Annotated in this window: 24 protein-coding genes; 6 read left to right on the top strand and 18 right to left on the bottom strand. The window is 67.7% G+C overall.

Features of this window, described 5'->3' with window-relative positions:
• Positions 1–98 precede the first annotated feature (98 nt).
• A complete protein-coding gene (treS, locus tag B9N97_RS05800; RefSeq protein ID WP_085084249.1) occupies positions 99–3,434 on the bottom strand; it encodes a maltose alpha-D-glucosyltransferase in 3,336 nt (1,111 codons plus the stop codon).
• Positions 3,435–3,727: 293 nt separating this feature from the next.
• Between treS and B9N97_RS05795 the strand changes: the two genes are divergently transcribed.
• Entirely contained in the window at positions 3,728–4,657 is a 930-nt protein-coding gene (locus B9N97_RS05795; RefSeq protein ID WP_085084247.1) for a glycosyltransferase, read from the top strand.
• Here the strand turns inward: B9N97_RS05795 and B9N97_RS05790 are convergent.
• Positions 4,654–6,156 carry a MocR-like pyridoxine biosynthesis transcription factor PdxR gene (locus B9N97_RS05790; RefSeq protein WP_085084245.1) on the bottom strand — a complete coding sequence of 501 codons (1,503 nt, stop codon included), beginning with the start codon at positions 6,154–6,156 and terminating at the stop codon, positions 4,654–4,656. The genes B9N97_RS05795 and B9N97_RS05790 overlap by 4 nt on opposite strands.
• A 121-nt stretch (positions 6,157–6,277) precedes the next feature.
• Here B9N97_RS05790 and B9N97_RS05785 point away from each other — a divergent pair, with 121 nt between their 5' ends.
• On the top strand, positions 6,278–6,952 hold the full coding sequence (locus B9N97_RS05785) for a pyridoxamine 5'-phosphate oxidase family protein (protein ID WP_085084243.1): 675 nt from the start codon (positions 6,278–6,280) through the stop codon (positions 6,950–6,952).
• A 137-nt stretch (positions 6,953–7,089) separates the two neighbouring features.
• Here the strand turns inward: B9N97_RS05785 and B9N97_RS05780 are convergent, their stop codons facing one another.
• From B9N97_RS05780 to B9N97_RS05750, 7 genes are all read right to left on the bottom strand, one after another.
• Complete coding sequence (locus tag B9N97_RS05780; protein WP_085084240.1) at positions 7,090–7,686, bottom strand: OmpA family protein; 597 nt, start codon at positions 7,684–7,686, stop codon at positions 7,090–7,092.
• A 170-nt stretch (positions 7,687–7,856) separates the two neighbouring features.
• The gene (locus B9N97_RS05775) at positions 7,857–8,393 is read right to left on the bottom strand and encodes a gamma carbonic anhydrase family protein (protein WP_085084238.1); all 537 of its coding nucleotides are present in this window, start codon (positions 8,391–8,393) and stop codon (positions 7,857–7,859) included.
• A gap of 177 nt (positions 8,394–8,570) precedes the next feature.
• Positions 8,571–9,635, bottom strand: a complete 1,065-nt coding sequence (gene argC, locus B9N97_RS05770; protein ID WP_085084236.1) for an N-acetyl-gamma-glutamyl-phosphate reductase — start codon at positions 9,633–9,635, stop codon at positions 8,571–8,573.
• A gap of 133 nt (positions 9,636–9,768) precedes the next feature.
• Positions 9,769–10,257, bottom strand: a complete 489-nt coding sequence (gene rpsI, locus B9N97_RS05765; RefSeq protein ID WP_085084234.1) for a 30S ribosomal protein S9 — start codon at positions 10,255–10,257, stop codon at positions 9,769–9,771.
• A gap of 2 nt (positions 10,258–10,259) precedes the next feature.
• Entirely contained in the window at positions 10,260–10,724 is a 465-nt protein-coding gene (gene rplM, locus B9N97_RS05760) for a 50S ribosomal protein L13 (protein WP_085084232.1), read from the bottom strand.
• Positions 10,725–10,906: 182 nt separating this feature from the next.
• Positions 10,907–11,419 carry a PaaI family thioesterase gene (locus tag B9N97_RS05755; RefSeq protein WP_085084230.1) on the bottom strand — a complete coding sequence of 171 codons (513 nt, stop codon included), beginning with the start codon at positions 11,417–11,419 and terminating at the stop codon, positions 10,907–10,909.
• 75 nt (positions 11,420–11,494) lie between these two features.
• Positions 11,495–12,253, bottom strand: coding sequence for an outer membrane lipoprotein (locus tag B9N97_RS05750; protein ID WP_085084228.1), 759 nt, complete (start codon positions 12,251–12,253; stop codon positions 11,495–11,497).
• Between the two features lie 195 nt (positions 12,254–12,448).
• Between B9N97_RS05750 and B9N97_RS05745 the strand changes: the two genes are divergently transcribed.
• Positions 12,449–12,661 (top strand): hypothetical protein, encoded by a 213-nt coding sequence (locus B9N97_RS05745; protein ID WP_244560569.1) that lies wholly within the window; start codon positions 12,449–12,451, stop codon positions 12,659–12,661.
• Positions 12,662–12,750: 89 nt separating this feature from the next.
• On the opposite strand, the gene B9N97_RS05740 is transcribed toward B9N97_RS05745, so the two are convergent.
• Entirely contained in the window at positions 12,751–13,272 is a 522-nt protein-coding gene (locus tag B9N97_RS05740; RefSeq protein WP_085084226.1) for a ferritin-like domain-containing protein, read from the bottom strand.
• A 257-nt stretch (positions 13,273–13,529) separates the two neighbouring features.
• Between B9N97_RS05740 and B9N97_RS05735 the strand changes: the two genes are divergently transcribed.
• Positions 13,530–14,480, top strand: a complete 951-nt coding sequence (locus B9N97_RS05735) for a formylglycine-generating enzyme family protein (protein ID WP_085084224.1) — start codon at positions 13,530–13,532, stop codon at positions 14,478–14,480.
• 18 nt (positions 14,481–14,498) lie between these two features.
• Here B9N97_RS05735 and B9N97_RS05730 read toward each other — a convergent pair whose 3' ends face one another.
• Positions 14,499–15,398, bottom strand: coding sequence for a LysR family transcriptional regulator (locus B9N97_RS05730; protein WP_085084222.1), 900 nt, complete (start codon positions 15,396–15,398; stop codon positions 14,499–14,501).
• Positions 15,399–15,523: 125 nt separating this feature from the next.
• On the opposite strand from B9N97_RS05730, the gene B9N97_RS05725 reads away from it, so the two are divergent.
• Together B9N97_RS05725 and B9N97_RS05720 are read left to right on the top strand one after the other, a co-directional pair.
• A complete protein-coding gene (locus B9N97_RS05725) occupies positions 15,524–16,156 on the top strand; it encodes a glutathione S-transferase family protein (protein ID WP_085084220.1) in 633 nt (210 codons plus the stop codon).
• A 369-nt stretch (positions 16,157–16,525) separates the two neighbouring features.
• A complete protein-coding gene (locus tag B9N97_RS05720; protein ID WP_085084218.1) occupies positions 16,526–17,407 on the top strand; it encodes a 5'-nucleotidase, lipoprotein e(P4) family in 882 nt (293 codons plus the stop codon).
• 39 nt (positions 17,408–17,446) lie between these two features.
• Here B9N97_RS05720 and B9N97_RS05715 read toward each other — a convergent pair whose 3' ends face one another.
• The 7 genes from B9N97_RS05715 to urtA form a co-directional block, all read right to left on the bottom strand.
• Positions 17,447–17,644, bottom strand: a complete 198-nt coding sequence (locus tag B9N97_RS05715) for a hypothetical protein (protein WP_085084216.1) — start codon at positions 17,642–17,644, stop codon at positions 17,447–17,449.
• A 137-nt stretch (positions 17,645–17,781) separates the two neighbouring features.
• Positions 17,782–18,177: a COG4315 family predicted lipoprotein gene (locus tag B9N97_RS05710; RefSeq protein ID WP_143266365.1), complete on the bottom strand. Its 396-nt coding sequence runs from the start codon at positions 18,175–18,177 to the stop codon at positions 17,782–17,784.
• Between the two features lie 114 nt (positions 18,178–18,291).
• Complete coding sequence (urtE, locus tag B9N97_RS05705; protein WP_085084214.1) at positions 18,292–18,987, bottom strand: urea ABC transporter ATP-binding subunit UrtE; 696 nt, start codon at positions 18,985–18,987, stop codon at positions 18,292–18,294.
• Between the two features lie 14 nt (positions 18,988–19,001).
• Positions 19,002–19,748 carry an urea ABC transporter ATP-binding protein UrtD gene (gene urtD / locus B9N97_RS05700; RefSeq protein ID WP_085084212.1) on the bottom strand — a complete coding sequence of 249 codons (747 nt, stop codon included), beginning with the start codon at positions 19,746–19,748 and terminating at the stop codon, positions 19,002–19,004.
• A gap of 3 nt (positions 19,749–19,751) precedes the next feature.
• Positions 19,752–20,903 carry an urea ABC transporter permease subunit UrtC gene (gene urtC / locus B9N97_RS05695; protein ID WP_085084210.1) on the bottom strand — a complete coding sequence of 384 codons (1,152 nt, stop codon included), beginning with the start codon at positions 20,901–20,903 and terminating at the stop codon, positions 19,752–19,754.
• A gap of 4 nt (positions 20,904–20,907) precedes the next feature.
• Complete coding sequence (urtB, locus tag B9N97_RS05690; RefSeq protein ID WP_085084208.1) at positions 20,908–22,530, bottom strand: urea ABC transporter permease subunit UrtB; 1,623 nt, start codon at positions 22,528–22,530, stop codon at positions 20,908–20,910.
• Positions 22,531–22,657: 127 nt separating this feature from the next.
• Positions 22,658–23,968 (bottom strand): urea ABC transporter substrate-binding protein, encoded by a 1,311-nt coding sequence (gene urtA, locus B9N97_RS05685; protein WP_085084206.1) that lies wholly within the window; start codon positions 23,966–23,968, stop codon positions 22,658–22,660.
• Positions 23,969–24,218 lie beyond the last annotated feature (250 nt).

The following is a 24,218-nucleotide window of genomic DNA, read 5'->3' as shown; positions in this document are numbered from 1 at the left end:
CTTCGCGGGAATGACGGCAGACGCAGGGAACGCCTTCTCCGGAGGTGAACATACCCGCGGCGGTTTCGTCACACCATTCCCGCCGCGGATTTGCCCGGTTACCCCTTCGCGCCCGCCTCCTGCGCGTCGTCGAGCAGGCCCAGCACGCCCTTGACCGGGATGCCGATCCAGTTGGGCCGGTTCGCCGCCTCGTAGACGATCTCGTAGAAGGCCTTTTCCAGCAGGAACAGGGTCAGCAGCCCGCGCGCGGTGCCGGCGGTGGACGGCCAGGCCGGGCAACCTTCGATCACCGTGCGGTAGCCGTCGAGGAAGGACTCGACGCTGCGGCGCTCCCAGTCGCGGGCGGCGGCCAGCGCCGGGCTGTCGCCGCTGTTGGACCCTTCGCCCGCGCTGTCCAGGCGGAACAGCGCCGCCCAGGCGGCATAGTTGAAGGAGCGCAGCATGCCGGCCACGTCGCGCAGCGGGCTGGACTTGGCGCGGCGTTCCTCCAGCGTCTTGGCCGGCTCCCCTTCGAAATCGAGGATGTACCAGTCGTTCTGCGCCCGCACGACCTGACCCAGGTGATAGTCGCCATGGATGCGGGTCTTGACGCCGTCGGCGGGCATCGACGCCAGCGCCGCCAGCCGGTCCATCGCCTCCGCCCGGCGGGACAGGAGCTGTTCGGCATCGGCGCGCACGTCGGCCGGCAGGCGGTCCAGCGTTCCCGGCAGGGCGGCGAAGGCGGCCTCCGCCTGGACGCGCGCGGCATCGGCCCAGCGCGCCAGATCCTCGGCGGTGATCGGCTCCGGATCGAAGGCCGGCTTGCCGGTACTCTGGGCCAGCGCCCGGTGCAGTTCGGCGGTGCGCTGCCCCAGCGTGGTCATCATCACCAGATGCATGCCGAAGGGCTCGCCCGATTCGGCGGCGTCCTCGGTGGTGCCGGCGACGCCGAGGCGGATGTCCTCCAGCTGGCGTTCCAGCTCCTCCACCGTGCTGGCCCAGCCGTCGCCCTGGTTGCGGACGAAGGCCTGCGCCACCGCCAGGGCGGTCGGCGTGCCGTCGGCGGCGACCTGTTCCACCGTGCCCAGCAGGGCGGGGGTGTTGGCGAAGCCGACCTCGGTCAGGAAGCGGCCCATCTCGACCTCGGGATGCTCGCCCTCCACCAGACGGCGCAGCACCTTCAGCACGATCTGGCTGTCGACCAGGACGGAGGTGTTGCTCTGCTCGACGCCCAGGCGTCGCACCTCGGCCTCTTCCGACAGCTCGATGGCGCCCAGCGCCTCGGTCGCGGTGAAGCGGACGGTGTCGTCGCCGGCGTTGGCCTTCAGCGTGTCGCCGCGCCGCAGCGCCTCGATCAGCGCCAGGGCGAAGCCGTCGGCCTGCACCGCGTCATAGATGGCGCCGGTCCTGGGACCGCGCCGCACCTTGCCCAGCGTGTAGGGCAGCAGCGGCCAGCCGGTGCCGCCGGCCCCGCTCTCCCAGCTCATCGCCATCGGCAGGAAATAGCTCTGGTCGGCGGCGTCGCCGTCCAGACCGACTTGCGTCCGGACCAGCATGAAGCCCTCGCCCGGTCCCGGAAGCTGGGCGGCCAGCGTGACGTGCGAGCGGGTGATGCGGCGATCCTTGGCGGAGAACCAGCGCTGCTGCGGCAGGAAGGCCTGCAGGATGTCGCGGCCCAGCTCGTCCGCCGCCTTGCCGGTGGTCAGGCTGTGCCAGCCGTCGCGCACGACGATGGTCAGCAGATCCGGCACCGGCTCCGGCGGGGTCTCGTGCCAGGTCGGCAGCTCCGCCTCCGCCGTCAGGGCGAACCAGTAGAAGCCGTAGGCCGGCAGGGTCAGCAGATAGGGAAGGTCGCCGATCGGCGGGAAGACGGTGCGGCCCAGCAGTTCGACCGGGATGCGGCCCTTCCAATTCTTCAGGTCCAGTTCCACCGCCTGGGCCGAGCGCGACAGGTTGGCGACGCAGAGTGCGATTTCCGACCCGTTTTCGGTCTCCAGGCAGCGGACATAGGCCAGCACCTTGCGGTTGCCGGGATAGAGCAGCGAGAAGCTGCCACGGCCGAAGCTTTGGCGCTGCTTGCGTACCGCCACCAGCCGCTTCATCCAGTTCAGCAGCGAGGAGGGGTTGCGGGCCTGCGCCTCGACATTGACGGCCATGAAGCCGTAGATCGGGTCGAGCACCGCCGGCAGGTAGAGCCGCGCCGGGTCGGCGCGCGAGAAGCCGCCGTTGCGGTCGATCGACCATTGCATCGGCGTGCGCACGCCGTCGCGGTCGCCGAGATAGATGTTGTCGCCCATGCCGATCTCGTCGCCGTAATAGAGCACCGGCGTGCCGGGCATCGACATCAGCAGGCTGTTCAGCAGCTCGATCTTGCGGCGGTCGTTCTCCAGCAGCGGAGCGAGGCGGCGGCGGATGCCGAGGTTGATCCGCATGCGCCGGTCGGCGGCGTAGAAGTTCCAGAGATAGTCGCGCTCGCTGTCGGTGACCATCTCCAGCGTCAGTTCATCGTGGTTGCGCAGGAAGATGGCCCACTGGCAATCGGCCGGGATGTCCGGGGTCTGGCGCATGATGTCGGCGATGGGATGCCGGTCCTCCATCGCCACCGCCATGTAGATGCGCGGCATCAGCGGGAAGTGGAAGGACATGTGGCATTCGTCGCCGCCCTTCTCCGGATCGCCGAAATAGGGCAGCACGTCCTCCGGCCACTGGTTGGCCTCGGCCAGCAGCATGCGGTCGGGATATTCGGCGTCCAGCGCGGCGCGGATCGCCTTCAGGACGTCGTGGGTCTCCGGCAGATTCTCGTTGTTGGTGCCCTCGCGCTCCTTCAGGTAGGGGATGGCGTCGAGCCGCAGCCCGTCCACCCCCATGTCCAGCCAGAAGCGCATCACCTTCAGCACCTCCTCCAGAACTTCGGGATTGTCGAAGTTCAGGTCGGGCTGGTGCGAATAGAAGCGGTGCCAGTAATAGGCGTTGGCGACCGGATCCCAGGTCCAGTTGGACTTTTCCGTGTCGCAGAAGATGATCCGCGTGCCCTGGTATTTCTGGTCGCTGTCGGACCAGACATAATAGTCGCGATGGTTGGAGCCGGCCGGCGCCTCCCGCGCGCGCTGGAACCAGGGGTGCTGGTCGGAGGTGTGGTTGATGACCAGTTCCGTGATCACCCGCAGGCCGCGGTTGTGGCATTCCTCCATGAAGCGCCGGAAATCGTCCAGGTTCCCGTAGGTCGGGTTGACCGAGGTGTAATCGGCGATGTCATAGCCGTCGTCGCGCAGCGGCGACGGATAGAAGGGCAGAAGCCACACCGCCGTCACCCCCAGCTCCTGGATATAATCCAGCTTCTGGGTCAGGCCGGCGAAATCGCCGATGCCGTCATTGTCGGCGTCAAAGAACGCCTTGATGTGCAGCTGGTAAATGACGGCGTCTTTGTACCAAAGCCGGTCCTGGCGATCGATCATGGGTCGAGCACTTTCGAGAAGCGTTTGACGGAACACGTGTCGCGGGAACACGGAACGGAAACAAGCCACCCGGTCGAAGGTTTCACCCGAAGGGCCATCAGGCAACCCCTGACTTCCGGATAGGCGGGACGGCAAAAGCCAGGGCGTACAACGGTCAGAGGGGGACTGCCGGAGGTTCGGAGCAACCGTTCAAAAGCGCAGCAATCCGGACTGGACATGGATTGACGCCGAAGGGTTATCCAGGCAGGGTGGGTGTAAGTACAACTTTACGCCTATTGCGTATCGGATAAACCATGCTGGGCTCCTTCATCGTCGTCACCGGCGGCGACAGCCGCTACCATCCGCTGATCCGCGAGCTGATCGCGTCGCTGCGGGCGTTGAAGCCGGCGGCCGAGTCCCCCGTCGGCGTGATTGACGCCGGCCTGACGGACGGGCAGATCGCGGAGTTGAAGGCGCAGGGCGCCGCGGTGGTGACGCCGCCCTGGCCGGTCAGCATTCCCGCGCATAAGCTGCGCAACCGCATCCACCTGAAGGCCAACCTCGCCAAGCTCCACCTGCCGACATATTTCCCCGGCTACGACACGGTGATCTGGATCGACGCCGACGCCTGGGTGCAGGATTGGGAGGCGGTGGAGATGCTGCGGCGGGGGGCGGCGCTGAACCGCTTCGCCATCGTCGCCCAGTTCGGCCGCTTTTCGGAGACGGAGCTGCGGCTGGACTGGCTGTTCGGCCGCTTCGCGCGGGTGCGGTCGATCCTGTACAAGAACTCCAGCCGCGCCGGGCTGACCACGACGGAATGCCGGGCGCTGACGACCCGCCCGACGCTGAATGCCGGCGCCTATGCGCTGAAGGCCGACGCGCCGCATTGGGAGGCGTTCCAGCGCTGGCAGAAGCGGGTGCTGCGCAAGGGCCGGCTGTTCACGTCTGATCAGCTGGCGATGGCGGGGGCGGTCTATCTGGACGGGCTGCCGGTCGAGCTGCTGCCGGAATGGTGCAACTACATCGGCCCCTGGCGCTTCGACCCGGAGCGGCGGGAACTGGTGGAGTATTACCTGCCCAACCGCCGCCTTGGCATCGTCCACATGGCCGGCGAGGACGCCATGCGCGCCGACCCGTCGGTGCTGCGCCCGGTGCTGGACATGCAGGACCGCACGCACCAGCTGAGCCTGCGCTACCCGGCCTGGGAAGTGCCGGCGGTGGAGCGGGTGGCGGAGGCGGTCTAGCGGTTCGGCAACGCCAGCCGGGCCAGATCGCGCACCGCGCGGTCGAGCGTCGCCGGGTCGTGGGCGGCGAAGCCGAGGAGGAGGCCGTTGCCGATGGTCCCGGCGCCAGCAGCCAGATCGGCGGAGCGGTGGTAGCTGGACAGGCACGGCGTGGTCAGGCCAACGCGGGCGGCGCGTTCGGCCAGGAGATGGTCGGGGCAGTCGGGAGGCAGGCGGAGCAGGATGTGCATGCCGGCCTCCCCCGCCTCGGCACTGGCGAAGCCGGCGAAGGCGTCGGTGATCGACTCCAGGATGGCGGTGCGCTTGGCGGCGTAGAGGGAGCGCATCGCCCGCAGATGCGAAGCGAAATGGCCGTCGGCCAGGAAACGGTGCAGCGCCGCCTGCGGCACCACGCTGGTCCCGCCGTCGAAATGGCGGCGCGCGGCGCGCACCGGCTCCACCAGATCGGGCGGCACCACGACATAGCCGAGCCGCAGCGCCGGGAACATCACCTTGCTGAAGCTGCCGACATAGATGGCACGGCCGGCGCCGTCCAGGCCCTGGAGGGCGGCCAGCGGCGGGCCGGCATAGCGGAACTCGCTGTCGTAATCGTCCTCGACGATCCAGGCGTCGCGCGCCGCCGCCCAGTCCAGCAGGCGCAGGCGCCGCGCCAGGCTCATGGTGACGCCCAAGGGGAACTGGTGGGACGGGGTGACCAGCGCCAGCCGGGCGCCGGCCCCGTGCGCCATGCCGGCGGCGACGTCGATGCCCTCGCCGTCCACCGGCACCGGGACCAGCCGCGCCCCGGCCCCCAGCAGGGCGGCGCGGTTGCCGGGCCAGCCGGGTTCCTCCACCCAGGCCTCGTCGCCCGGATCGAGAAGCAGTTGCGCCATCAGCGCCAAGCCCTGCTGCGCACCGGAGACGATGACGACCTGCTCCGCCTCGCAGCGCACGGCGCGGACGGCGCGGAGATAGGCGGCGATCTCCGCCCGCAGCGGCGCATAGCCGAGCGGGTCCGGATCGGTCGCCAGCGCCCGTCCGCCATGGCGCCAGCAGCGGCCGAGAAGCTGCGCCCACAGCTCGACGGGAAAGGCGCAGAGGTCCGGCGTGCCGAGCGCGAAGGGCCGTCCGGCCCGGTCGCGGGCGATGGCCGGCGCCTCCGCCAGCGCCCGGCCGCGGGCGGACAGGCCGACGCCGCGCCGGACCTCGTCACGGGCCGGAACGCCGCCGGGCGCCGCATCGGGAAGCGAGGGCGCGACGAAGGTGCCGGCCCCGACCCGGCCGCTGACATAACCCTCCGCCAGCAGCGTGTCGTAGGCGGTGACCACCGTGTTGCGCGACAGCCCCCACTCGGTGGCGAGCGCCCGGCTGGGCGGCAGCCGCTCCCCCGGACGCAGGCGTCCGTCCAGCACCGCCTGACGCAGCGCGCGGTAGAGCTGGCGGTGCAACGGCTCAGCCCCGTCGCGGTCGAGCGCCACCGGCCCGAGGCTGGACAGAACCGGACGCGCCGGGCGGGCCATGGCGAGGCTCCTGAGAGGGTGGCGATTTGGTACCTATGGAATCGACATTCCGGACCTTTCGAAGGAGCCATTCTGCCGGTCAATCTGGGCCATCGCAACAGTTCCGGCCTTGAGCACGACCATGACCAGCCTTCTGACCAATTCCTCCACCACCGATTCCCCCGCCACCTTGGCCCAGACCCCGCGCACCCGGCCGGTGCGGCTGGGCGACCGCGGCAGCCATGACGTCGCCTTGATCCATTCCATCATCGACGAGGCGCCGATCTGCCATGTCGGCTTCGTCGACGACGCCATCAAGGGCCATGGCCAGCCCTCCCCCATGGTGATCCCGACGATTCCCTGGCGGGTGGGGGACGAGTTGATGATCCACGGCGCGTCCTCCAGCCGGATGATCCGGCGGCTGCAGGAGGGGGGCGAGGCCTGCATCACGCTGTCGCTGATCGACGGGTGGGTGCTGGCGCGCTCGGCGTTCCATCACTCCGTCAACTACCGCTCGGTGATGCTGTTCGGCCGGCCGCGGCTGGTGGCGGAGGAGGCGGAGAAGCGCGCGGCGCTCGACGCGCTGATGGAGAAGATTGAACCCGGCCGCAGCGCCAAGGTGCGGGCGCCCAATGTGCAGGAGCTGAAGGCCACGTCCGTGCTGGCCTTCCCCATTGCCGAGGCGTCGGCCAAGCGGCGCTCCGGCCCGCCGGGCGACGATCCGGAGGATATGGACCACCCAGTGTGGGCAGGCGTGGTGCCGCTACGGCTGACCGCCGGCGAACCGGAACAGGATCCGGCCCAGATCAAGGGCTGAAGGACCGCCGGCCGACGGCAGTCCAAAATGGAAAAAGGCCGCGACCGGGAAGCCCGGCGCGGCCTTTTTCCTGCGGTTTCTCCCGCTGGCGGGATGGCCGGTCCGATACCCCCGGAACGGCCCCCTGCCAACCGTCCTTAGGACGACGGAGCGTTCAGCAGGCGCGGCAGGATCTGCGCACGACGGTTGGACGGCTCGCGGACGTTCGGACCGGTCTGGACCAGCAGCTGGCTCTCGCCCTTGCCTTCGGTCGTGATGTTGGCGGCCTGGATGCCCTTGGCGATCAGGGCCTTCTTGACCGCGTCGGCACGACGGATCGACAGCTTCTGGTTGTAGGCCGGCGAACCCGAGGTGTCGGTGTGGCCGACGACATGGATCTTGGCGCCACCGTTCTTCAGGATGGCCGACACCGCGTCACCGATCACGCGATCGGCGGCCGGGGTGATGTTCGACTTATCCCAGTCGAAGAACACCAGATATTCGCTCTGGACCGCAGCGACGGCGGCCGGAGCCGGAGCAGCAGCGGCCGGCGGGCACGGATAGCTGCCCTGATGGATGACGTAGCCGCCGTCACCGGTGCGGGCGGCGACGTTGCCCCAGCCGATGACCGGGTTGCACCACTCGGTGCCCTTGCCGACCAGGCTCGCGTCCTGGGCATTGGCGGCCGCCGACAGACCGAAAGCGACGATGGCGGCCGGGATGGCAGCCAGACCCGCGCGAACAATAGTCTTCATTGTCTTCACTCCCTTCCAGAACCCTTCCCCATCAGAGTGCCTGCGGGGGATGAACCTATCAATCGAAGCATCAGCCCACGTGCAAGCGCGGCAGCGACCTTCCCAACATGTGGTGTGCGGCGACGTTCCGACACCTCAGCCGTTCGGCCGAACCCGACCTGTACCTTGACCTATGCTCCACTTCCATAGCAGCTTTTCCGGTAGGTTTCCGCCAAATCCGTATAACGGTGGCTGAGCACAGGAAAAACTGCGAGATCTTTTTCCGTAAGCTCGCGAACCGGTCTAGCAGGGCTGCCGGCCCACAAGAATCCGGACGTCACCCGCTTTCCGGGCGTCACCAGAGCACCGGCCGCGACCATCGCCCGCGACTCGACATAGGCCCCATCCAGGATGCAGGCCTTCATGCCAATGAAGCAGCCGTCTTCCAGCGTACAGGCGTGCAGCAACGCCATGTGGCCGACGGTGATGTCGTCGCCGATGTAGGTGCCCTGCCCTTCGGAGGCCACGTGGATCACGGTGCCGTCCTGAATGTTGGTGCGAGCGCCGATTCGGACCTCGTTGACGTCTCCACGCACGGTGCAGCCGTACCAGATGCTGCTGTTCGCCCCGATCACGACATCACCGATCACCGCCGCCGTTTCCGCGATGAACGCGGTCGGGTCGACGGTGGGCAGGATGCCGTTGAAGGCGCGGACAAGGCCGGTCATCAGGTCGTACCGAAGTCGTGCATGACGGGCGGGATTGAAACACCGTAAGGCTTAAGGCACCACCTGATTTCGCATTGACAGGCCAAAGCAAATCCCGATTGGTGCCTCTGTGCAACAGTGCGGACAGGGGGCCACAACGCTGTCACAGCCCCCGCCCGCTCCGATCGCGGTAGCCGATTACGGGAAAAGCGGCGCCTGATCGATGCCGGTCGTCTCGCCCAGCCCCATCATGACGTTCATGTTCTGGATGGCCTGCCCCGAGGCGCCCTTCACCAGATTGTCGATCACCGACACGATGATGGCGCTGCGCGGCGCACGGTCGGCGACAACGCCGATCAGGTTGTGGTTGGAGGCGCGGACATGGCGCGTCGCCGGCACCACGCCGGCCGGGGTCACGCCGACGAAAGGTTCGTCGGCATAGCGGGCCGCCAGCGTCGCGCGCAGGTCGTCGGCGGTGACGCCGTCGGCCATGCGGACATAGATGGTCGCCATCATGCCGCGGTTCATCGGCACCAGATGCGGGGTGAAGGAGACGGTGACCGGACGGCCGGCGGCCAGCCGCAGCTCCTGCTCGATCTCCGGCATGTGGCGGTGGTGGCCGACGCCATAGGCGTTGAAGCCCTCCGACACCTCGGTGAACAGGTTGGCCTGCTTGGCGTCGCGGCCGGCGCCCGACACGCCGGACTTGGCGTCGATGATGATGCCGCCCGGCTCGATCTGGTTTTCCATCAGCAGCGGCAGCAGCGGCAGCAGCGAGCAGGTCGGATAGCAGCCCGGATTCGCCACCACCCGCGCCTTGCGCACGCCCTGGCGGTTGAACTCGGTCAGGCCGTAGGCGACCTCCTTCTGCAGGTCGACGGCACGGTGCTCATGCCCGTACCAGGTGGCGTATTCGGCCGGGTCGCTCAGGCGGAAATCGGCGGACAGGTCGACCACCTTGAGGCCGCTGGGCAGGCCGGCGACCACCTCCTGCGTGGTGCCGTGCGGCAGGGCGCAGAAGATGAAGTCCAGGTTGTCCCACTTCAGCTCTTCGATCTTCACCAGATCGGGCAGGCCATAGCCGCCCAGATGCGGGAACACCTCCGCCATCGGCTTGCCGGCCTGTCGTTCGGCGGTCAGCGCGGCGATCTCCACGTTCGGGTGGCGCAGCAGCATGCGCACCAGTTCGGCGCCGGTGTAACCGGAAGCGCCCAGGATGCCGACGCGGATCTTCGAACCGCCGGAAGTGCTGATCGAGGCCATGAAAGCGTTGTCCTTCGCTTGACGGGAGGAACGTTGAGGCTTGGGTAGGCGTGAGGGTAAAGGCAAAAAGAAAGGGGCGCCCCTTTCGGGACGCCCCTCGCTTGTACCGTAAAGCCGCGGGCCCGTGTAGGGATTAGCGCTTCGAGAACTGGAAGCTGCGGCGGGCCTTGGCGCGGCCGTACTTCTTACGCTCGACCGTACGGGCGTCGCGGGTCAGGAAGCCGGCGGCCTTCAGCGGCGGGCGCAGGGCCGGCTCGAAGTAGGTCAGCGCCTTGGAGATGCCGTGACGGACGGCACCGGCCTGGCCCGACAGACCGCCGCCGGCGACGGTGGCGACGACGTCGAACTGGTCCAGACGCTCGGTCACGCCGAACGGCTGGGCGATCATCATGCGCAGCACCGGACGGGCGAAGTAGACCGACTGGTCGCGGCCGTTCACGGTGACCTTGCCGGAGCCCGGCTTGATCCACACGCGGGCGACGGCGTCCTTGCGCTTGCCGGTGGCGTAGGCGCGGCCCTGGGCGTCCAGCTTCGGAGCGGCCAGCTCTTCGGTGACGGTCGCGGTCGCGGCGGCGCCCGTCAGATCCTTCAGGCTGGAGAGGGTGGTGGTGACCTGAGCCATGCTTACGCGCTCCGCTTATTCTTCGGGTTCATCGCGCCGATGTCGAGAGCGACCGGCTGCTGGGCGTCGTGCGGGTGGGCGGCGCCCTTGTAGACCTTCAGATGGGTCATCTGCTTGCGGCCGAGCGGACCACGCGGAACCATGCGCTCCACGGCCTTCTCGATCACACGCTCCGGATACTTGCCGTCCAGGATCTGGCCCTTGGAACGGCCCTTGATCCCGCCCGGATAACCGGTGTGCCAGTAGAAGATGTCCGCGTCGCGCTTGTTGCCGGTCAGCTTCACCTTCTCGGCATTGATCACGACGACATGGTCGCCGCAATCCATGTGCGGGGTGTAGGTCGGCTTGTTCTTGCCACGCAGGATGTTCGCCAGGATGCTGGCGAGCCGGCCGAGAACGAGGCCGTCGGCGTCGACGACGTACCACTTCTTCTCGATTTCGGTCGGCTTCAGATTGAAGGTCTTCATCGCCACACTCGTTTCTTCGAATACGGATCGGCAGGCCGCCGATACCGGGGCGCCGAAGCGGACGGCTTTCTACGGGCCGGAGCACACCTCTGTCAACGGAAAAATTTCCGTTTACTTTCAAGGCCTTGCGAGCGCGGTATTCAGATACCGGTCAAGCAAACCCGTTGATTCGAAACGACTTTTTATGGCACCTCATCCACGCGGTAATGAGATACCGCAACAGTGACGGGGGCATGCGGCGGGATGGAGTAGGTTCCGGTGACGTGGGCGACCGGCTCCGGATCGCCTTCGGAGAACAGCAGGATCTCGCCATAGGCCAGCCGCTTGCCCAGTTTCAGGACGCGCGCCTCGGCGATGATGGCGACGGGCGGCGGGCGGCGCAGGAAGTTGATGGTCATGCTGGTGGTCACCGCCAGCTCGACCCGGCCGATCAGGCTCAGTACCGCGCCATAGAGCGCCACGTCGGCCAGCCCGAACATCGCCGGGCCGGTGACGGTGCCGCCGGGCCGGACGAAATCGTCCTTGTAGGGCAGGCGCAGGCGAATCGTCCCGGCGCCCAGGCTTTCCACGACGATGCCGAAGTTCCCGACCAGGGGAACCCCCTCGCGGATCAACTCCTCCAGCTCCTCCCTGGTCATGGCGGGAGTGGGGGCCGGAGCGGGAGCGGCGTTCTGTGCGGTATCGACGGCGGACATGGACCCTCGGCCGGTGATCTCTGTTGGACCAACGGACTGTGCGCCATCCCGGCCATTCGGACAAGTATGGTGCTGCTATTCGGCCGGCTTCGGCTCTGCGGGGGGCGGGCTTGCCGGCTCCGGGGTCGCCGCGGACGCGGGAGCGGAGTCGGTGGGGGCGGTCAGGCGGATCGGGCCGCCGCCGCTGGCGGGCGATGCCGGTTCGGTGGCGGACTGCTCCGCCGGAGCGGGTGCCGCCGGCGCGGCCGATTCGGTCGGCGGGGCGAGCGGGATCGCCTTGATGTCCGATTTCGGCGCTTCCGAACGCGGCGAATCGGGCTTGGGGGCTTCGGGCTTGGGCGAGTCGGGCTTGGCGGGCGCGGGATCGGCCGGGCTGGAATAGTCGGGGACGATGCGGGCCTGGCTGCCGGTGATGACCAGAACCTTCTGGCCGATGGGCAGCGGCTGCGGCTCCTTCTGGGTCAGCGACAGCAGATCGCCGTTAGATTTGCGGACGATGTATTCCCAGCCGGTGGTGTCGCCGGCGATATGCTCCATCGCCGTGCCCAGCAGGCCGCCGATCGCCGTGCCGCCGACGGTGCCCAACGCGGCGTTCATGCCGCCCGACCCCACCTGCGCGCCGAGGATGCCGCCGGCCGCCCCGCCGCTGACCGCGCCGACCGTGCCGTTGGCGCTGATCGCCACCTGACGGAATCCGACGACGACGCCCGGCTCCACCTTGTTGGCCTGCTGGACCGCGCTGGAGGCGTAGGTGTTGGGAGAATAGTCGGAGGTGCAGCCCGCAAGACCGCCGGCCGCGGCGATGAACAGGCAGAGTGAGACCGATCGGAACACGGGGGAGCCATCCGTTTTGAAACCCGCCCAGTTTCTTACGGCAAAGCCCCCCGGCTCGTCACCGGGCAAAATCCGGACAAGGCCGGAGGGCTGCGTTGCAGTGCAGCGATGGCGGGCCGGGGGCCGACAGCGGATTGTCGGCAACGGCAGCCGGTTCACGCTGTTGGGAAAGCATCGCCACAAGCGGGAGCACCCATGATGAACGATGCGTCCAAGCATGAGAAACCGCAGACCGAAACGGCGCAGGCCGACAAGGCCAAGGGCGGCAAGCCGTCCACCGCCGCCGGAGGCGGCAAGCCATCCACCGCCGGCACCGACCAGGACCGCGACAAGACCCTGACCGAAAAGTCCGAGGAAAAGGCCGGCGGCGCCAACAGGAAGACCCCCGGCCCGATTTACGACGTCTGACCGCCGTCAGGCGCTGGAAAGGTGCCGCACGGAAAAGGCCGGGGAAGAGCCTGTCCTCCCCGGCCTTTCTCATACCCTCAATCTCGGCGTCAGCGGCCGGCGGTGTGATCGCCGGCCTTCAGCGACAGGTACTTCAGCGTCAGCTTCGGCACATTCTCGATCACCCAGGAGGCCATCGCCTCCTCCTCGCGCAGCGAGGTCTGCAGCAACGGCGTGGCGAAGGCGAAGTTGCCGGCATCCGCCACCGTCAGCAGCGAGCGGTAGCTCGCCACCTCGAAATTTTCGAAGGCGTAGTTGGCGAAGGAGTTCTTGAGGATCTCGTCCTCGGCGAAGGTATGGCCGAGCGCCGCCAGATTGCCCATGATCGACATGGCGGTGTCCTTCAGCCCGGAATGGCTTTCCTGCAGCTGGTCCAGGATCTGCTCGATGCGGGTGATCTGGGACTCGGTCTCGCCACGGTGCATGCGCAGATGGTCGGAGACCTCCGGATAATTCACGAGGCGGTCGAGCTGGCGGTCCATCAGGGCAAGCGCCTGCTGTTCCAGCGCATGGGCGTTGCGCAGGCCGGCGACGAACAGCGCGCGCGTGAGGTCCGCGGGATAGGCAGCCATGTGTGTGCTCCTGTGGTGTCAACGCTCCGTTGAACGTCTGCCCGCACCAACAGCAGGACACCGTCTTCGACGCTTACCGCTTCCGCCATAATTCAAAGGGGCAGAGCGTCGGCCACCCGTGTCCCGCACCGGCGGGGAAGTGCCACGACCGGGACACGGACGCGCGGTTGCCCGATGCGCGGCATCGCGGGGAAATGGTGGGCATGATCCGCACCCGCATTCCCGCCGAAGCCACCCCTGCAAGAGGGCTCCCCGCCATGTCTGTCACCCTGCCCGGCTCCGTGGGCGCGGTGGTCGTCCTTATTCTCGTGCTGGCGGCGCTTGCCGGCTGGCGCCGGACGGAGCCGGAGGACCTGTCCGGCTGGCGCGCCGAACGGCTGGCGGCCTTCCAGCACTGGCAGGCGGGTAGTCCGAACGGCGAGATCTGGGACCATCCCGACGCCCCGGTCCTGGTGGCGATTCCCGCCGGCAGCGATCTCCAGGGTTCGCCCGACTCGGAACGGGAGCGCTTTCCCGACGAACCGCTGCAACACCCGGTGTCGATCCGGCATCCCGTCGCCATCGGCAAATATCCGGTCACCCGCGGCGAGTACGCCCGGTTCATCCAGGACAGCGGTTACAAATCGCGGACGACCTGCCGCGGCTATGCCGGCGAGACGGAACTGCTGCCGCGCTGGCATTTCTCCTGGCGCCGGCCGGGCTTCGACCAGACGAACCGCGACCCGGCTGTCTGCATCAGCTGGTACGACGCCCGGGCCTATGTGGACTGGCTCAGCCGGCGGACCGGCAAGCCCTACCGCCTGCCGACGGACGCGGAGTGGGAATATGCCGCCCGCGCCGGCACCCGGACCGCCCGCTGGTGGGGCGACGATCCGGCCAAGGGGTGCGACGCCGCGAACGGTGCCGACCTGAGCGCCAAGGACCGCTTCACCGACTGGGAGGTCGCGAACTGCCGCGACGGCGCCCTGTTCACCGCGCCGGTCGGCAGCTACCGGCCCAACGGCTTCGGCCTCTACGACATGCTCGGCAATGTCTGGCAGTGGGTGGAGGACTGCGCGGCGGATGGCGCCGGGAAATGCACGCAGCGGGTGATGCGCGGCGGGTCATGGCACAGCCATCCACGCTATGTCCGCTCGGCCGTCCGCCGGATCGACGGGGCGGAGATCGGCTATGCCGCCTACGGCATCCGTGTCGCCCGCGACCCCTGAGGCCCCGCTCGGGGTCAATCAGCCACGCAGGACGGCCAGCGCCGACAGCCCGTCCACCGCATGGTCGAGGAAGGCGCGAACCCGGCCCGGCATCAGCCGTGCCGTCGGCACCACGACATGGACCGGCAGCGGCGCCGGTTCGGTGTGCGGCATCAGGCGCACCAGGGTGCCGGCGGCGAGATCGTCGGCCGCCTGATAGGACAGCGGCCGGGCGATGCCATGCCCATCGCGGGCGGCGAGCAGCGCCGGCTCGATGTGGCTGACCGACAGGCGCGGGGTGACCCGGACCACCCGCTCCCGCCCGTCGACCAGGAAGCGCCAGTCGGGCGGCCGGGGCCGGGCGGTCGACAGGATGAGGTCGTGGCCGGCCAGATCCTCCGGCATCAAGGGCCTGCCGCATCGCGCCAGATATGCGGGGCTGGCGACCAGATAGCGCCCGACCTGCCCCACCCGCCGGGCGACGAGGCCGGAATCGGGCAAGGGGCCGATGCGGATCGCCACGTCCAATTCCTCCTCGATCAGGTCGAGGTTGCCGTCGGACAGCACCAGCTCGACCCGGATGTCTGGGAAGGCCCGCATGAAGTCGAGGACCAGAGGCGTCACATGCTTGCGCCCGAACATCACCGGCGCGGTGACGCGCAGACGCCCGCGCAACGGCCGGTCGGTGCCGGTGGCGGCCAGCGCCTCGTCATAGTCGGCGAGAAGCCGGCGCGCCTGCTCGGCCAGCCGACGGCCGGCATCGGTGGGTGCGAGGTTGCGGGTGGTCCGCTCGATCAGCCGCAGGCCCAGCCGCTCCTCCAGCCCGGACAACGCGCGGGTGACGGCGGGCGCCGACCGCCGCAGCCGCTTCGCCGCGCCGGCGAGGCTGCCGGCCTCCAGGATCGCGACGAAGATCGCCAATTCGTCGAGCCGGTCCACGATTGTTCCGTTTTCTGAAAGAGTTCCTTGTGATGAAAGCGCATTCCTGCGGAAGCGCGCAAGTGGTTGGATGGGCGCATCCGCGAAACAGACATCGCCAAACACCGCCAAAAGGGACCTGTCCGATGAGCACCACCGCCGAACCCGCGATCACGCTCTACGGCACGCCGCTGTCGGGGCACAGCCACCGGGCGGAAGCGTTTCTGAACATCCTCGGCCTGCCTTACCGCTTCGTCGAGGCCGGCGCCGAGCTGCGGCGGTCGGAGAGCTTCCTTGCCCTCAACCCCTTCGGGCAGATCCCGGTGCTGGTCGACGGCGACCTCGTGCTGCCGGACTCGGTCGCCATCCTGGTCTATCTCGCCGACCGCTATGACGCCTCCGGCCTGTGGAATCCGAAGGCGCCGGAGGACGCGGCGCGGGTGCAGCGCTGGCTGTCGGTCGCGGCGGGCGACCTGCGCTTCGGGCCGGCGTTGGCGCGCATCCTGACGCTGTGGGGCGGGGCCGCGTCGCTGACCGACGCGCAGGCGGTCGCCGGGCGCGTGCTGCGCTTCATGGACGGCCATCTGGCAAGCCGCGACTGGCTGGCGGCGGAACGGCCGACCATCGCCGACATCGCCTGCTACGCCTATGTCGCCCGCGCGCCGGAAGGCCACATCCCGCTCGATCCCTACCCGGCGGTCCGCCGCTGGCTGGAGCGGGTGGAGGCGATCCCGGCGCTGACCCCGATGCCCCAGAGTGCGATTCCGCAGACCGCCTGAATGCTTTCACCCTTGATGGCAGGAGCACGGCCATGGACCAGGACCGCATCCCCGACCCCTTCCATCCCGGAGAGCGGGAGGCGCAGGTGCGGGCCGGCGGGTTTCATCCGGGTCGACGGTGATGACCGGGGCGGTCGGCATCGATCGGGAGCCCGACCATGCCCTGCCCAACGCCCAACGGAGCTGGAGCCTGCAGGTGGAGCGCGGATGGCGGCGGAAGGCCGCGATCCCACTGCGTCGGACGGAACCGGGGAACGAACCGGAGGAGCGTACCGAGATACCGTGACGCAAGCGTCACGCGACCGTCGCCAAGCGCCCGGATCTGTGCTTCGATGACGGTTCCATGACACTTGATGGATGGGTGTGTCGATGCGCAATTCCGCCTGTTCCGGGCGCTGGTCGTTGCTGTCCGGTGCGGTTGTCCTCTCCCTTCTCGCCGGCCCCGCCCTGGCGGCAGATCCGGCGCCCCAAGGTCCGGTGCCCCAGAACGACCTGCTGAACGCCGAGCTGTGGATGCAGCGGTCGGTCGAATACAAGGCCAACGCGCTGGCGGTCTATGCGCTGGGCAGGATCCAGCTGGACAAGGCGCTGGCCGACAAGAACTGGACCTCGGCGACCGAGCAGACCGGCAGTTACCAGGAGCTGCCGCCGGCCGTGGTGCTGGACCTGGACGAGACGGCGATGGACAACTCCGCCTACCAGACCGGTCTGGTGACCAGCGGCACCGACTTCTCGCCGAAGACCTGGGACGCCTGGGTGAAGGCGGAGAAGGCGACGGCGGTGCCGGGCGCGGTGGAGTTCACCCAGTACGCCGAGTCGAAGGGCGTCAAGGTCTTCTATGTCACCAACCGCAGTGCCGACCAGGAGGAGCCGACCCGCCGCAACGCGCAGGCGCTGGGCTTCCCGATGGGCGGGAACGTCGATACCTTCCTGATGTCGAAGGAAAAGCCGGAATGGGGTTCGGCGAAGAGCGCGCGCCGCGCCTATATCGCCAAGGATTACCGGATCGTTCTGCTGTTCGGCGACAATTTCGGCGACTTCACCGACGCCGCCAACGGCAGCGAGGCGGAGCGGATGAAGGCCTATGAGACGGTGAAGGAGCATTTCGGGCGCGACTGGCTGATGCTGGCCAATCCCGGATACGGCTCGTTCGAGAGCGCGCCCTATGGGCACAATTTCAAACTGTCGGCGGACGAGAAGCGGGCCAAGAAGATCGGCGCGCTGGAACCCTGGGTGCCGACGGCCCAGTAACGATGCGAAGGAGGTGCGCCAGGCCTGAAGGATAAAACCTCAAAAGATCAGGCGCACCGCCTGCACGATCACCACCCAGGGCGCGCCGATCATCACGGCCCACACCGCCAGTCGCGGCAGGCCGCTCATCTTGCGGACCTTCGGTTCGGCGGAGGGGGTGGCTTCGAACGAGGCGGCGTTGTAGATCGACATGGCCTGCTGCTCCATGAGCAAGATGACGGTGAGGACATCTTGCATCTTCGATCCTTAACGACCATTAAAGAGCGCCGGCTGCGAAGCCGATGTTTGCGAATTACCTCGACAGGCGAAGTATACTCCGAAATTGCGCGGCACCGTGGGGCGGATTCACCACCACGGCACCGCGTGGCGGGGCCTTACGGCTTCGCCACATGCCAGACATTGTTCACGCCGTCACCGGTGGTGTCGCCGGGCTTCATGTCCTTGGCCCAGGTATAGAGCGGCTTGCCGTTGTAGGCCCACTGGTGGCTGCCGTCGTCGCGGGTGACCACGGTGTATTTGCCCATCGGCTTGGCGGAGGCGGGAGCCATCAGCGGCGGCCAGTTGGTCGCGCAAGGCCCGTTGCAGGCCGACTTGCCGGCGCTGTCCTTGTCGAAGACATAGAGCGTCATGCCCTTCGCGTCGGTCAGGACGGGACCCATCGCGGTCTTCCCCGTCATGGCCGGCTCCTTGTCCTGAGCGAAGGCGGGCGCGCCGAACAGGACGGCGCCCAGACCGATGGCGGCGGCGGTGACACGGAGTGCGGACATCATTGCGTGGTTGCTCCCCAAAAACCGGTCCGCCGGACGGCGGACCCGATGGATGAAGGACGCAATGGAAACGCGGTTATTCCGTAGGTCACCGGCCGAAAATCACCGCCATCGGCATCACACCGTCAGGTACTTGCGCACCTCCTGCTCGTCCAGGCCGCTGCGGGGGCCGGACAGCATCACCTCGCCGCGTTCCATCACCACCCAGTCGTCGGCAAGGTCGCGGGCGAAATCGAAATACTGCTCCACCAGCAGGATCGCCATGGTGCCCTTGTCGCGCAGGTAGGAGATGGCGCGGCCGATATCCTTGATGATGGAGGGCTGGATGCCCTCGGTCGGCTCGTCGAGCACCAGCAGGCGCGGGCGCGTCACCAAAGCGCGGCCGATGGCGAGCTGCTGCTGCTGCCCGCCGGACAGGTCGCCGCCGCGGCGCTCCAGCATGGATTTCAGCACCGGGAACAGCTCGAACACCTCGTCGGGAATGGAGCGTTGCGAGCGCGGCAGCGGGGCGTAGCCGGTCAGCAGATTTTCCCGCACGGTCAGCAGCGGGAAGATCTCGCGTCCCTGCGGCACGTAGGCGATGCCGCGGCGCGCCCGGTCGGCCGGCGCCATCCTGGTCACGTCGGCGCCGTCCCAGCCGATGGAGCCGCCCGACACCGGCTTCAGCCCGACGATGGCGCGCAGCAGGCTGGACTTGCCGACGCCGTTGCGGCCGACCAGACAGGTGACCTTGCCGATTTCGGCCTTCATGGAAACACTGCGCAGGGCCTGGGCGGCGCCGTAATGCAGATCGAGGGAACGAACGTCCAGCATCCTGGGATCTCCCGTCAGCGGCCGAGATAGGTGTCAATGACCTGTTGATTCGAACTCACCGCATCCAGCGAGCCTTCGGCCAGGACGGAGCCTTCGGCCAGCACCGTCACCTTGACGCCGAGCGCGCGGACGAAGCTCATGTCATGCTCCACCACGATCACCGAATGCTTGCCGGCGATGCTGCACAGCAGTTCGGCGGTCTGTTCGGTCTCGGCGTCGGTCATGCCGGCGACCGGCTCGTCGACCAGCAGAAGCTTGGGGTCCTGGGCCAGCAGCATGCCGATCTCCAGCCACTGCTTCTGGCCGTGCGACAGGCTGCCGGCCTGACGGTTGCGCAGGGCGGACAGGCGGGTGATGTCGAGGATTTCCTCGATCCGCGAGCGGTCGTCGCGGCTGATGGCGTAGGTCAGCGTCTTCAGCGGCCGGCGCGGTGCCTTCAGCGCCAGTTCCAGGTTGTCCCACACCGTGTGCGGTTCGAAGACGGTCGGGCGCTGGAACTTGCGACCGATGCCGAGATTGGCGATGGCCGCCTCGCGCAGGCGGGTCAGGTCGGTGTCGCCCTCGAACAGGATGGTGCCGGTATCGGGGCGGGTCTTGCCGGTGATGACGTCCATCATCGTCGTCTTGCCGGCGCCGTTGGGGCCGATGATCGCCCGCATCTCGCCAGGCATCATCACCAGCGATAGGCTGTTCAGCGCCTTGAAGCCGTCGAAGCTGACCGACACGCCGTCAAGATAGAGAAGGGTCGATTCCGCGCTCATGGGTCAGGCTCCCTTCTGGTCGGCAGGGTGGGCGTTGGGGAGGGCGGACGGCTTGTTGCGGCGGGGCAGCTTCGCGGTCAGCTGGCCCCACAGGCCGAGCAGGCCCTTGGGCAGGAACAGGGTGACCGCCACGAACAGGCCGCCAAGCGCGAACAGCCACAGCTCCGGCAGGGCGCCGGTGAAATAGCTCTTGCCCATGTTGACCAGCACCGCGCCGAGGATGCCGCCGGCCAGCGTGCCGCGCCCGCCGACGGCGACCCAGATCACCGCCTCGATCGAGCTGGCCGGGGCGAACTCCGACGGGTTGATGATGCCGACCTGAGGGACATAGAGGGCGCCGGCGACGCCGGCCATGCAGGCCGACAGGGTCCAGGCGAACAGCTTGTAGCTTTCGGTGTCGTAACCCATGAAACGGACGCGGCTTTCGGCGTCGCGCAGCGCCACCAGCACCTTGCCAAGCTTCGACGCGATGACGCCGGACGCGATCATGTAGGAGAGCGCCAGGGCGGCCACCGTCGCCACGAACAGGGCGACGCGGGTGGTGTCGGCCTGGATGTCGTAGCCGAGGATATCCTTGAAGTCGGTCAGGCCGTTGTTGCCGCCGAAGCCCATGTCGTTGCGGAAGAAGGCCAGCAGCAGGGCGAAGGTCAGAGCCTGGGTGATGATTGACAGGTAGACGCCGGTGACGCGGCTGCGGAAGGCAAACCAGCCGAAGGCGAAGGCCAGCGCACCCGGCACCACCAGCACCATGATCGCGGCGAACCAGAACTGGTCGAAGCCGAGCCAGTACCAGGGCAGCTCCTTCCAGTTCAGGAAGACCATGAAGTCGGGCAGCACCGGGTTGCCGTAGACGCCGCGCGGGCCGATCTGCCGCATCAGGTACATGCCCATGGCGTAGCCGCCGAGCGCGAAGAAGGCGGCATGGCCGAGCGACAGGATGCCGCAATAACCCCAGACGAGGTCCAGCGCCAGCGCCAGCAGCGCGAAGCACAGGTATTTGCCCAGCAGCGAGACGGTGAAGACCGACAGGTGGAAGGGCGAGTCCGCCGGTACCCACAGCGTCATCACCGGGACCGCCACCGCGAGAATGGCGAGGATCGTCAGGACGATCCCGGCCTTGCGGTCCAGCCCCATCAGGAAAAAGCGCAGCAGCATCGGATCAGGCCTCCACCGCGCGGCCCTTCAGCGCGAACAGGCCGCGCGGACGCCGTTGGATGAACAGGATGATGAAGATCAGCACCAGGATCTTGCCCAGCACCGCACCGGCGTAAGGCTCCAGGAACTTGTTGATGGACCCCAGCGTCAGCGCGCCGACCAGCGTGCCCCACAGGTTGCCCACCCCGCCGAACACCACGACCATGAAACTGTCGATGATGTAGCCCTGGCCGAGGTTCGGACTGACATTGTCGATCTGGCTCAGCGCCACCCCGGCCAGCCCGGCGATGCCGGAACCGAGACCGAAGGTCAGCGCGTCCACCCGCGCGGTGCGGATGCCCATGGCGTTGGCCATCGGCCGGTTCTGCGTCACCGCGCGGATGGACAGGCCAAACCAGGTGCGCTTCAGCGCCACCAGCAGGGCCGCGAAGACGGCGAAGGCGAAGATGACGATCCACAGCCGGCCGTAAGTGATGGTCAGGCCGCCCAGTTCGAAGGCGCCGGACATCCAGCTGGGCGCGCCGACCTCGCGGTTGGTCGGGCCGAAGATGCTGCGCACCGCCTGCTGGAGCGCCAGCGACAGGCCCCAGGTGGCGAGCAGCGTTTCCAGCGGACGGCCGTAGAGCCAGCGGATCACGCTACGCTCGATGATGATGCCGACGCCGCCGGACACGATGAAGGCGGCGGGCAGCGCCACCAGGATCGACAGGTCGAACAGGCCGGGGGCATGGGCGCGGAAGAACTCCTGCACCAGGAAGGTGGTGTAGGCGCCGATCATCACCATCTCGCCATGGGCCATGTTGATGACGCCCATCACGCCGAAGGTGACGGCAAGGCCGATGGCGGCCAGCAGCAGCACCGAGCCCAGCGACAGCCCGTACCAGAGATTTTGCAGCGCGGCCCAGAAGGCCAGCTTCTGTTCGACGGTGGAGATGGCGGCCGCCGCGGACTTCTTGGTGACGTCCGACGCGCCGGAGCCGGCGACCATGTTCAGCAGCACCAGTGCATCGCGGTCGCCGCGGGCGGCCAGCGTGTCGACCGCCGACTGGATGTCGGCATCGGTCATCTTCGACGCGGCCTCGCCGGTCAGCAGGATGGCGGCGCGCGCCTGCTCCATGGCGGCGCGGACGGCCTTGTCCTGTTCCTTGTCGATGGCCTTCTGCAGCGTCGGCAGCGCGTTGGCGTCGCGGCTCTTGAACACCGCATCGGCGGCGGAGCGGCGGACGCCGGCATCGGGACTCATCAGGGTCAGGGCGCCCAGCGAGGCGCTGATGGCGCGACGCAGCGAATTGTTGATGCGGATCCGGGTGACGTCCGCCGCGGTGGCCTGCCCCAGCGCCTGACCGCTCAGCGGGTCGCTCAGGGCGAAGGCGTCGCCGGACTTGCGGGCGATCACCACGGCATTGTCGGACTTGCGGACATGGAGATCGCCTGCCTGGAGCGCCTCGATCACCGGCACGGCGGCCGTGTCGCCGGTCTCGGACAGTTGCTCCAGCGCCTTTTCGGTTCCGGAATAGCCGCCGCTGCCCAGGGCCTGGACAAGCGGGCGGAGATCGGCGGCATGGGCGGCGGTCGATGTGGCGACCACCACACAGAGCGCCATCAGCCAGCGGAGAGCGCGTCGCATCGCGGGTCCTTCGGTGCGGGGGTGTCTAACAACGCGAAACGCTTGCCCTCTCCCCTCCCCCGTCCAGCGGGATTGGGGAAAGGACAAGCGTCGCAACCACTTAAAGCTCAGGGAGCGAACGCTACCCTCACGACCCCTTGCCGCCGCACTTGCCGGTCTTCACGTTGAAGTTTCCGCAGGACATCGGCTTGCGCCAGTCGGCGATCAGGTCCTTGCTGTCCGGCAGGTAATCCGACCACTCGTCGCCCGGGACCAGGCCCGAGGTCTTGGAGACGACGTCGAACTGGCCGTTCTCCTGCACTTCGCCGATCAGCACCGGCTTGGTGATGTGGTGGTTCGGCAGCATCGCCGAATAGCCGCCGGTCAGGTTCGGGACCGACACGCCGACCATGGCGTCGATGACCTTGTCCGGCTCGGTGGTGCCGGCCGCCTCGACCGCCTTCACCCACATGTTGAAGCCGATGTAATGGGCTTCCATCGGGTCGTTGGTGACGCGCTTGTCGTTCTTGGTGAAGGCCTTCCATTCCTTGATGAAGGCGGAATTGGCCGGGGTTTCGACCGACTGGAAGTAGTTCCAGGCGGCCAGATGGCCGAGCAGCGGCTTGGTGTCGATGCCGGCCAGCTCTTCCTCGCCGACGGAGAAGGCGACGACCGGGATGTCCTCGGCCTTCACGCCCTGGTTGCCCAGTTCCTTGTAGAAGGGAACGTTGGCGTCGCCGTTGATGGTGGAGACGACGGCGGTCTTCTTGCCGGCCGATCCGAACTTCTTGATGTCCGCCACGATCGACTGCCAGTCGGAATGACCGAACGGCGTGTAGTTGATCATGATGTCCTCGGGCTTGACGCCCTTGCTCTTCAGGTAGGCTTCGAGGATCTTGTTGGTCGTGCGCGGATAGACGTAGTCGGTGCCGGCCAGCACCCAGCGCTGGACCTTTTCCTTCTGCATCAGGTAGTCGACGGCCGGGATCGCCTGCTGGTTCGGGGCGGCGCCGGTGTAGAAGACGTTGCGGGAGGACTCCTCGCCCTCATACTGGACCGGGTAGAAGAGGATGTTGTTCAGCTCCTCGAACACCGGCAGCACCGACTTGCGGCTGACCGAGGTCCAGCAGCCGAACACGGCCGACACCTTGTCCTTGCTGATCAGCTCGCGCGCCTTCTCGGCGAACAGCGGCCAGTTGGAGGCCGGATCGACCACCACCGGCTCCAGCTTCTTGCCCAGCAGGCCGCCCTTCTTGTTCTGCTCGTCGATCAGCATCAGCATGACGTCCTTCAGCGTCGTCTCGCTGATGGCCATCGTGCCGGACAGGGAATGCAGGATGCCCACCTTGATGGTGTCGTCCGCGGCCTGGGCCGGCATCGCGAAGGACGCCATCGCGCCCATGGCCAGACCGGCCAGCGCGCTGATCCCGAAGCTCGACGTCAGTTGCTTGGTCCGCATGAAGTTGCCCCCTTCCTTTGGCGCCCCGGTTGCTCCGGGGCTTCGCCACATCGTCGGGGGAAAAGCTACCGCGCCTGCGAAAGGCGGTATCTACGTCAAATGACACATACGGCCAGGCTCCGGCCTTCCCGGCCCTATATCGGTCGGAGGTTCGGAATAAAACCGGCGCCGTGGCGTCCAACAGTCGTAATCAGGGCGTGTAACGGCCATGGCCGTCCCCGAGTGACAGGGCGATGCACGGGAGCAACAG

It is taken from the genome of Azospirillum oryzae (assembly GCF_900177515.1).
Taxonomy (GTDB): domain Bacteria; phylum Pseudomonadota; class Alphaproteobacteria; order Azospirillales; family Azospirillaceae; genus Azospirillum; species Azospirillum oryzae_A.
The sequence above is the reverse complement of the archived record's forward strand: the minus strand, read 5'-3'. Positions and strand labels throughout refer to the sequence as shown.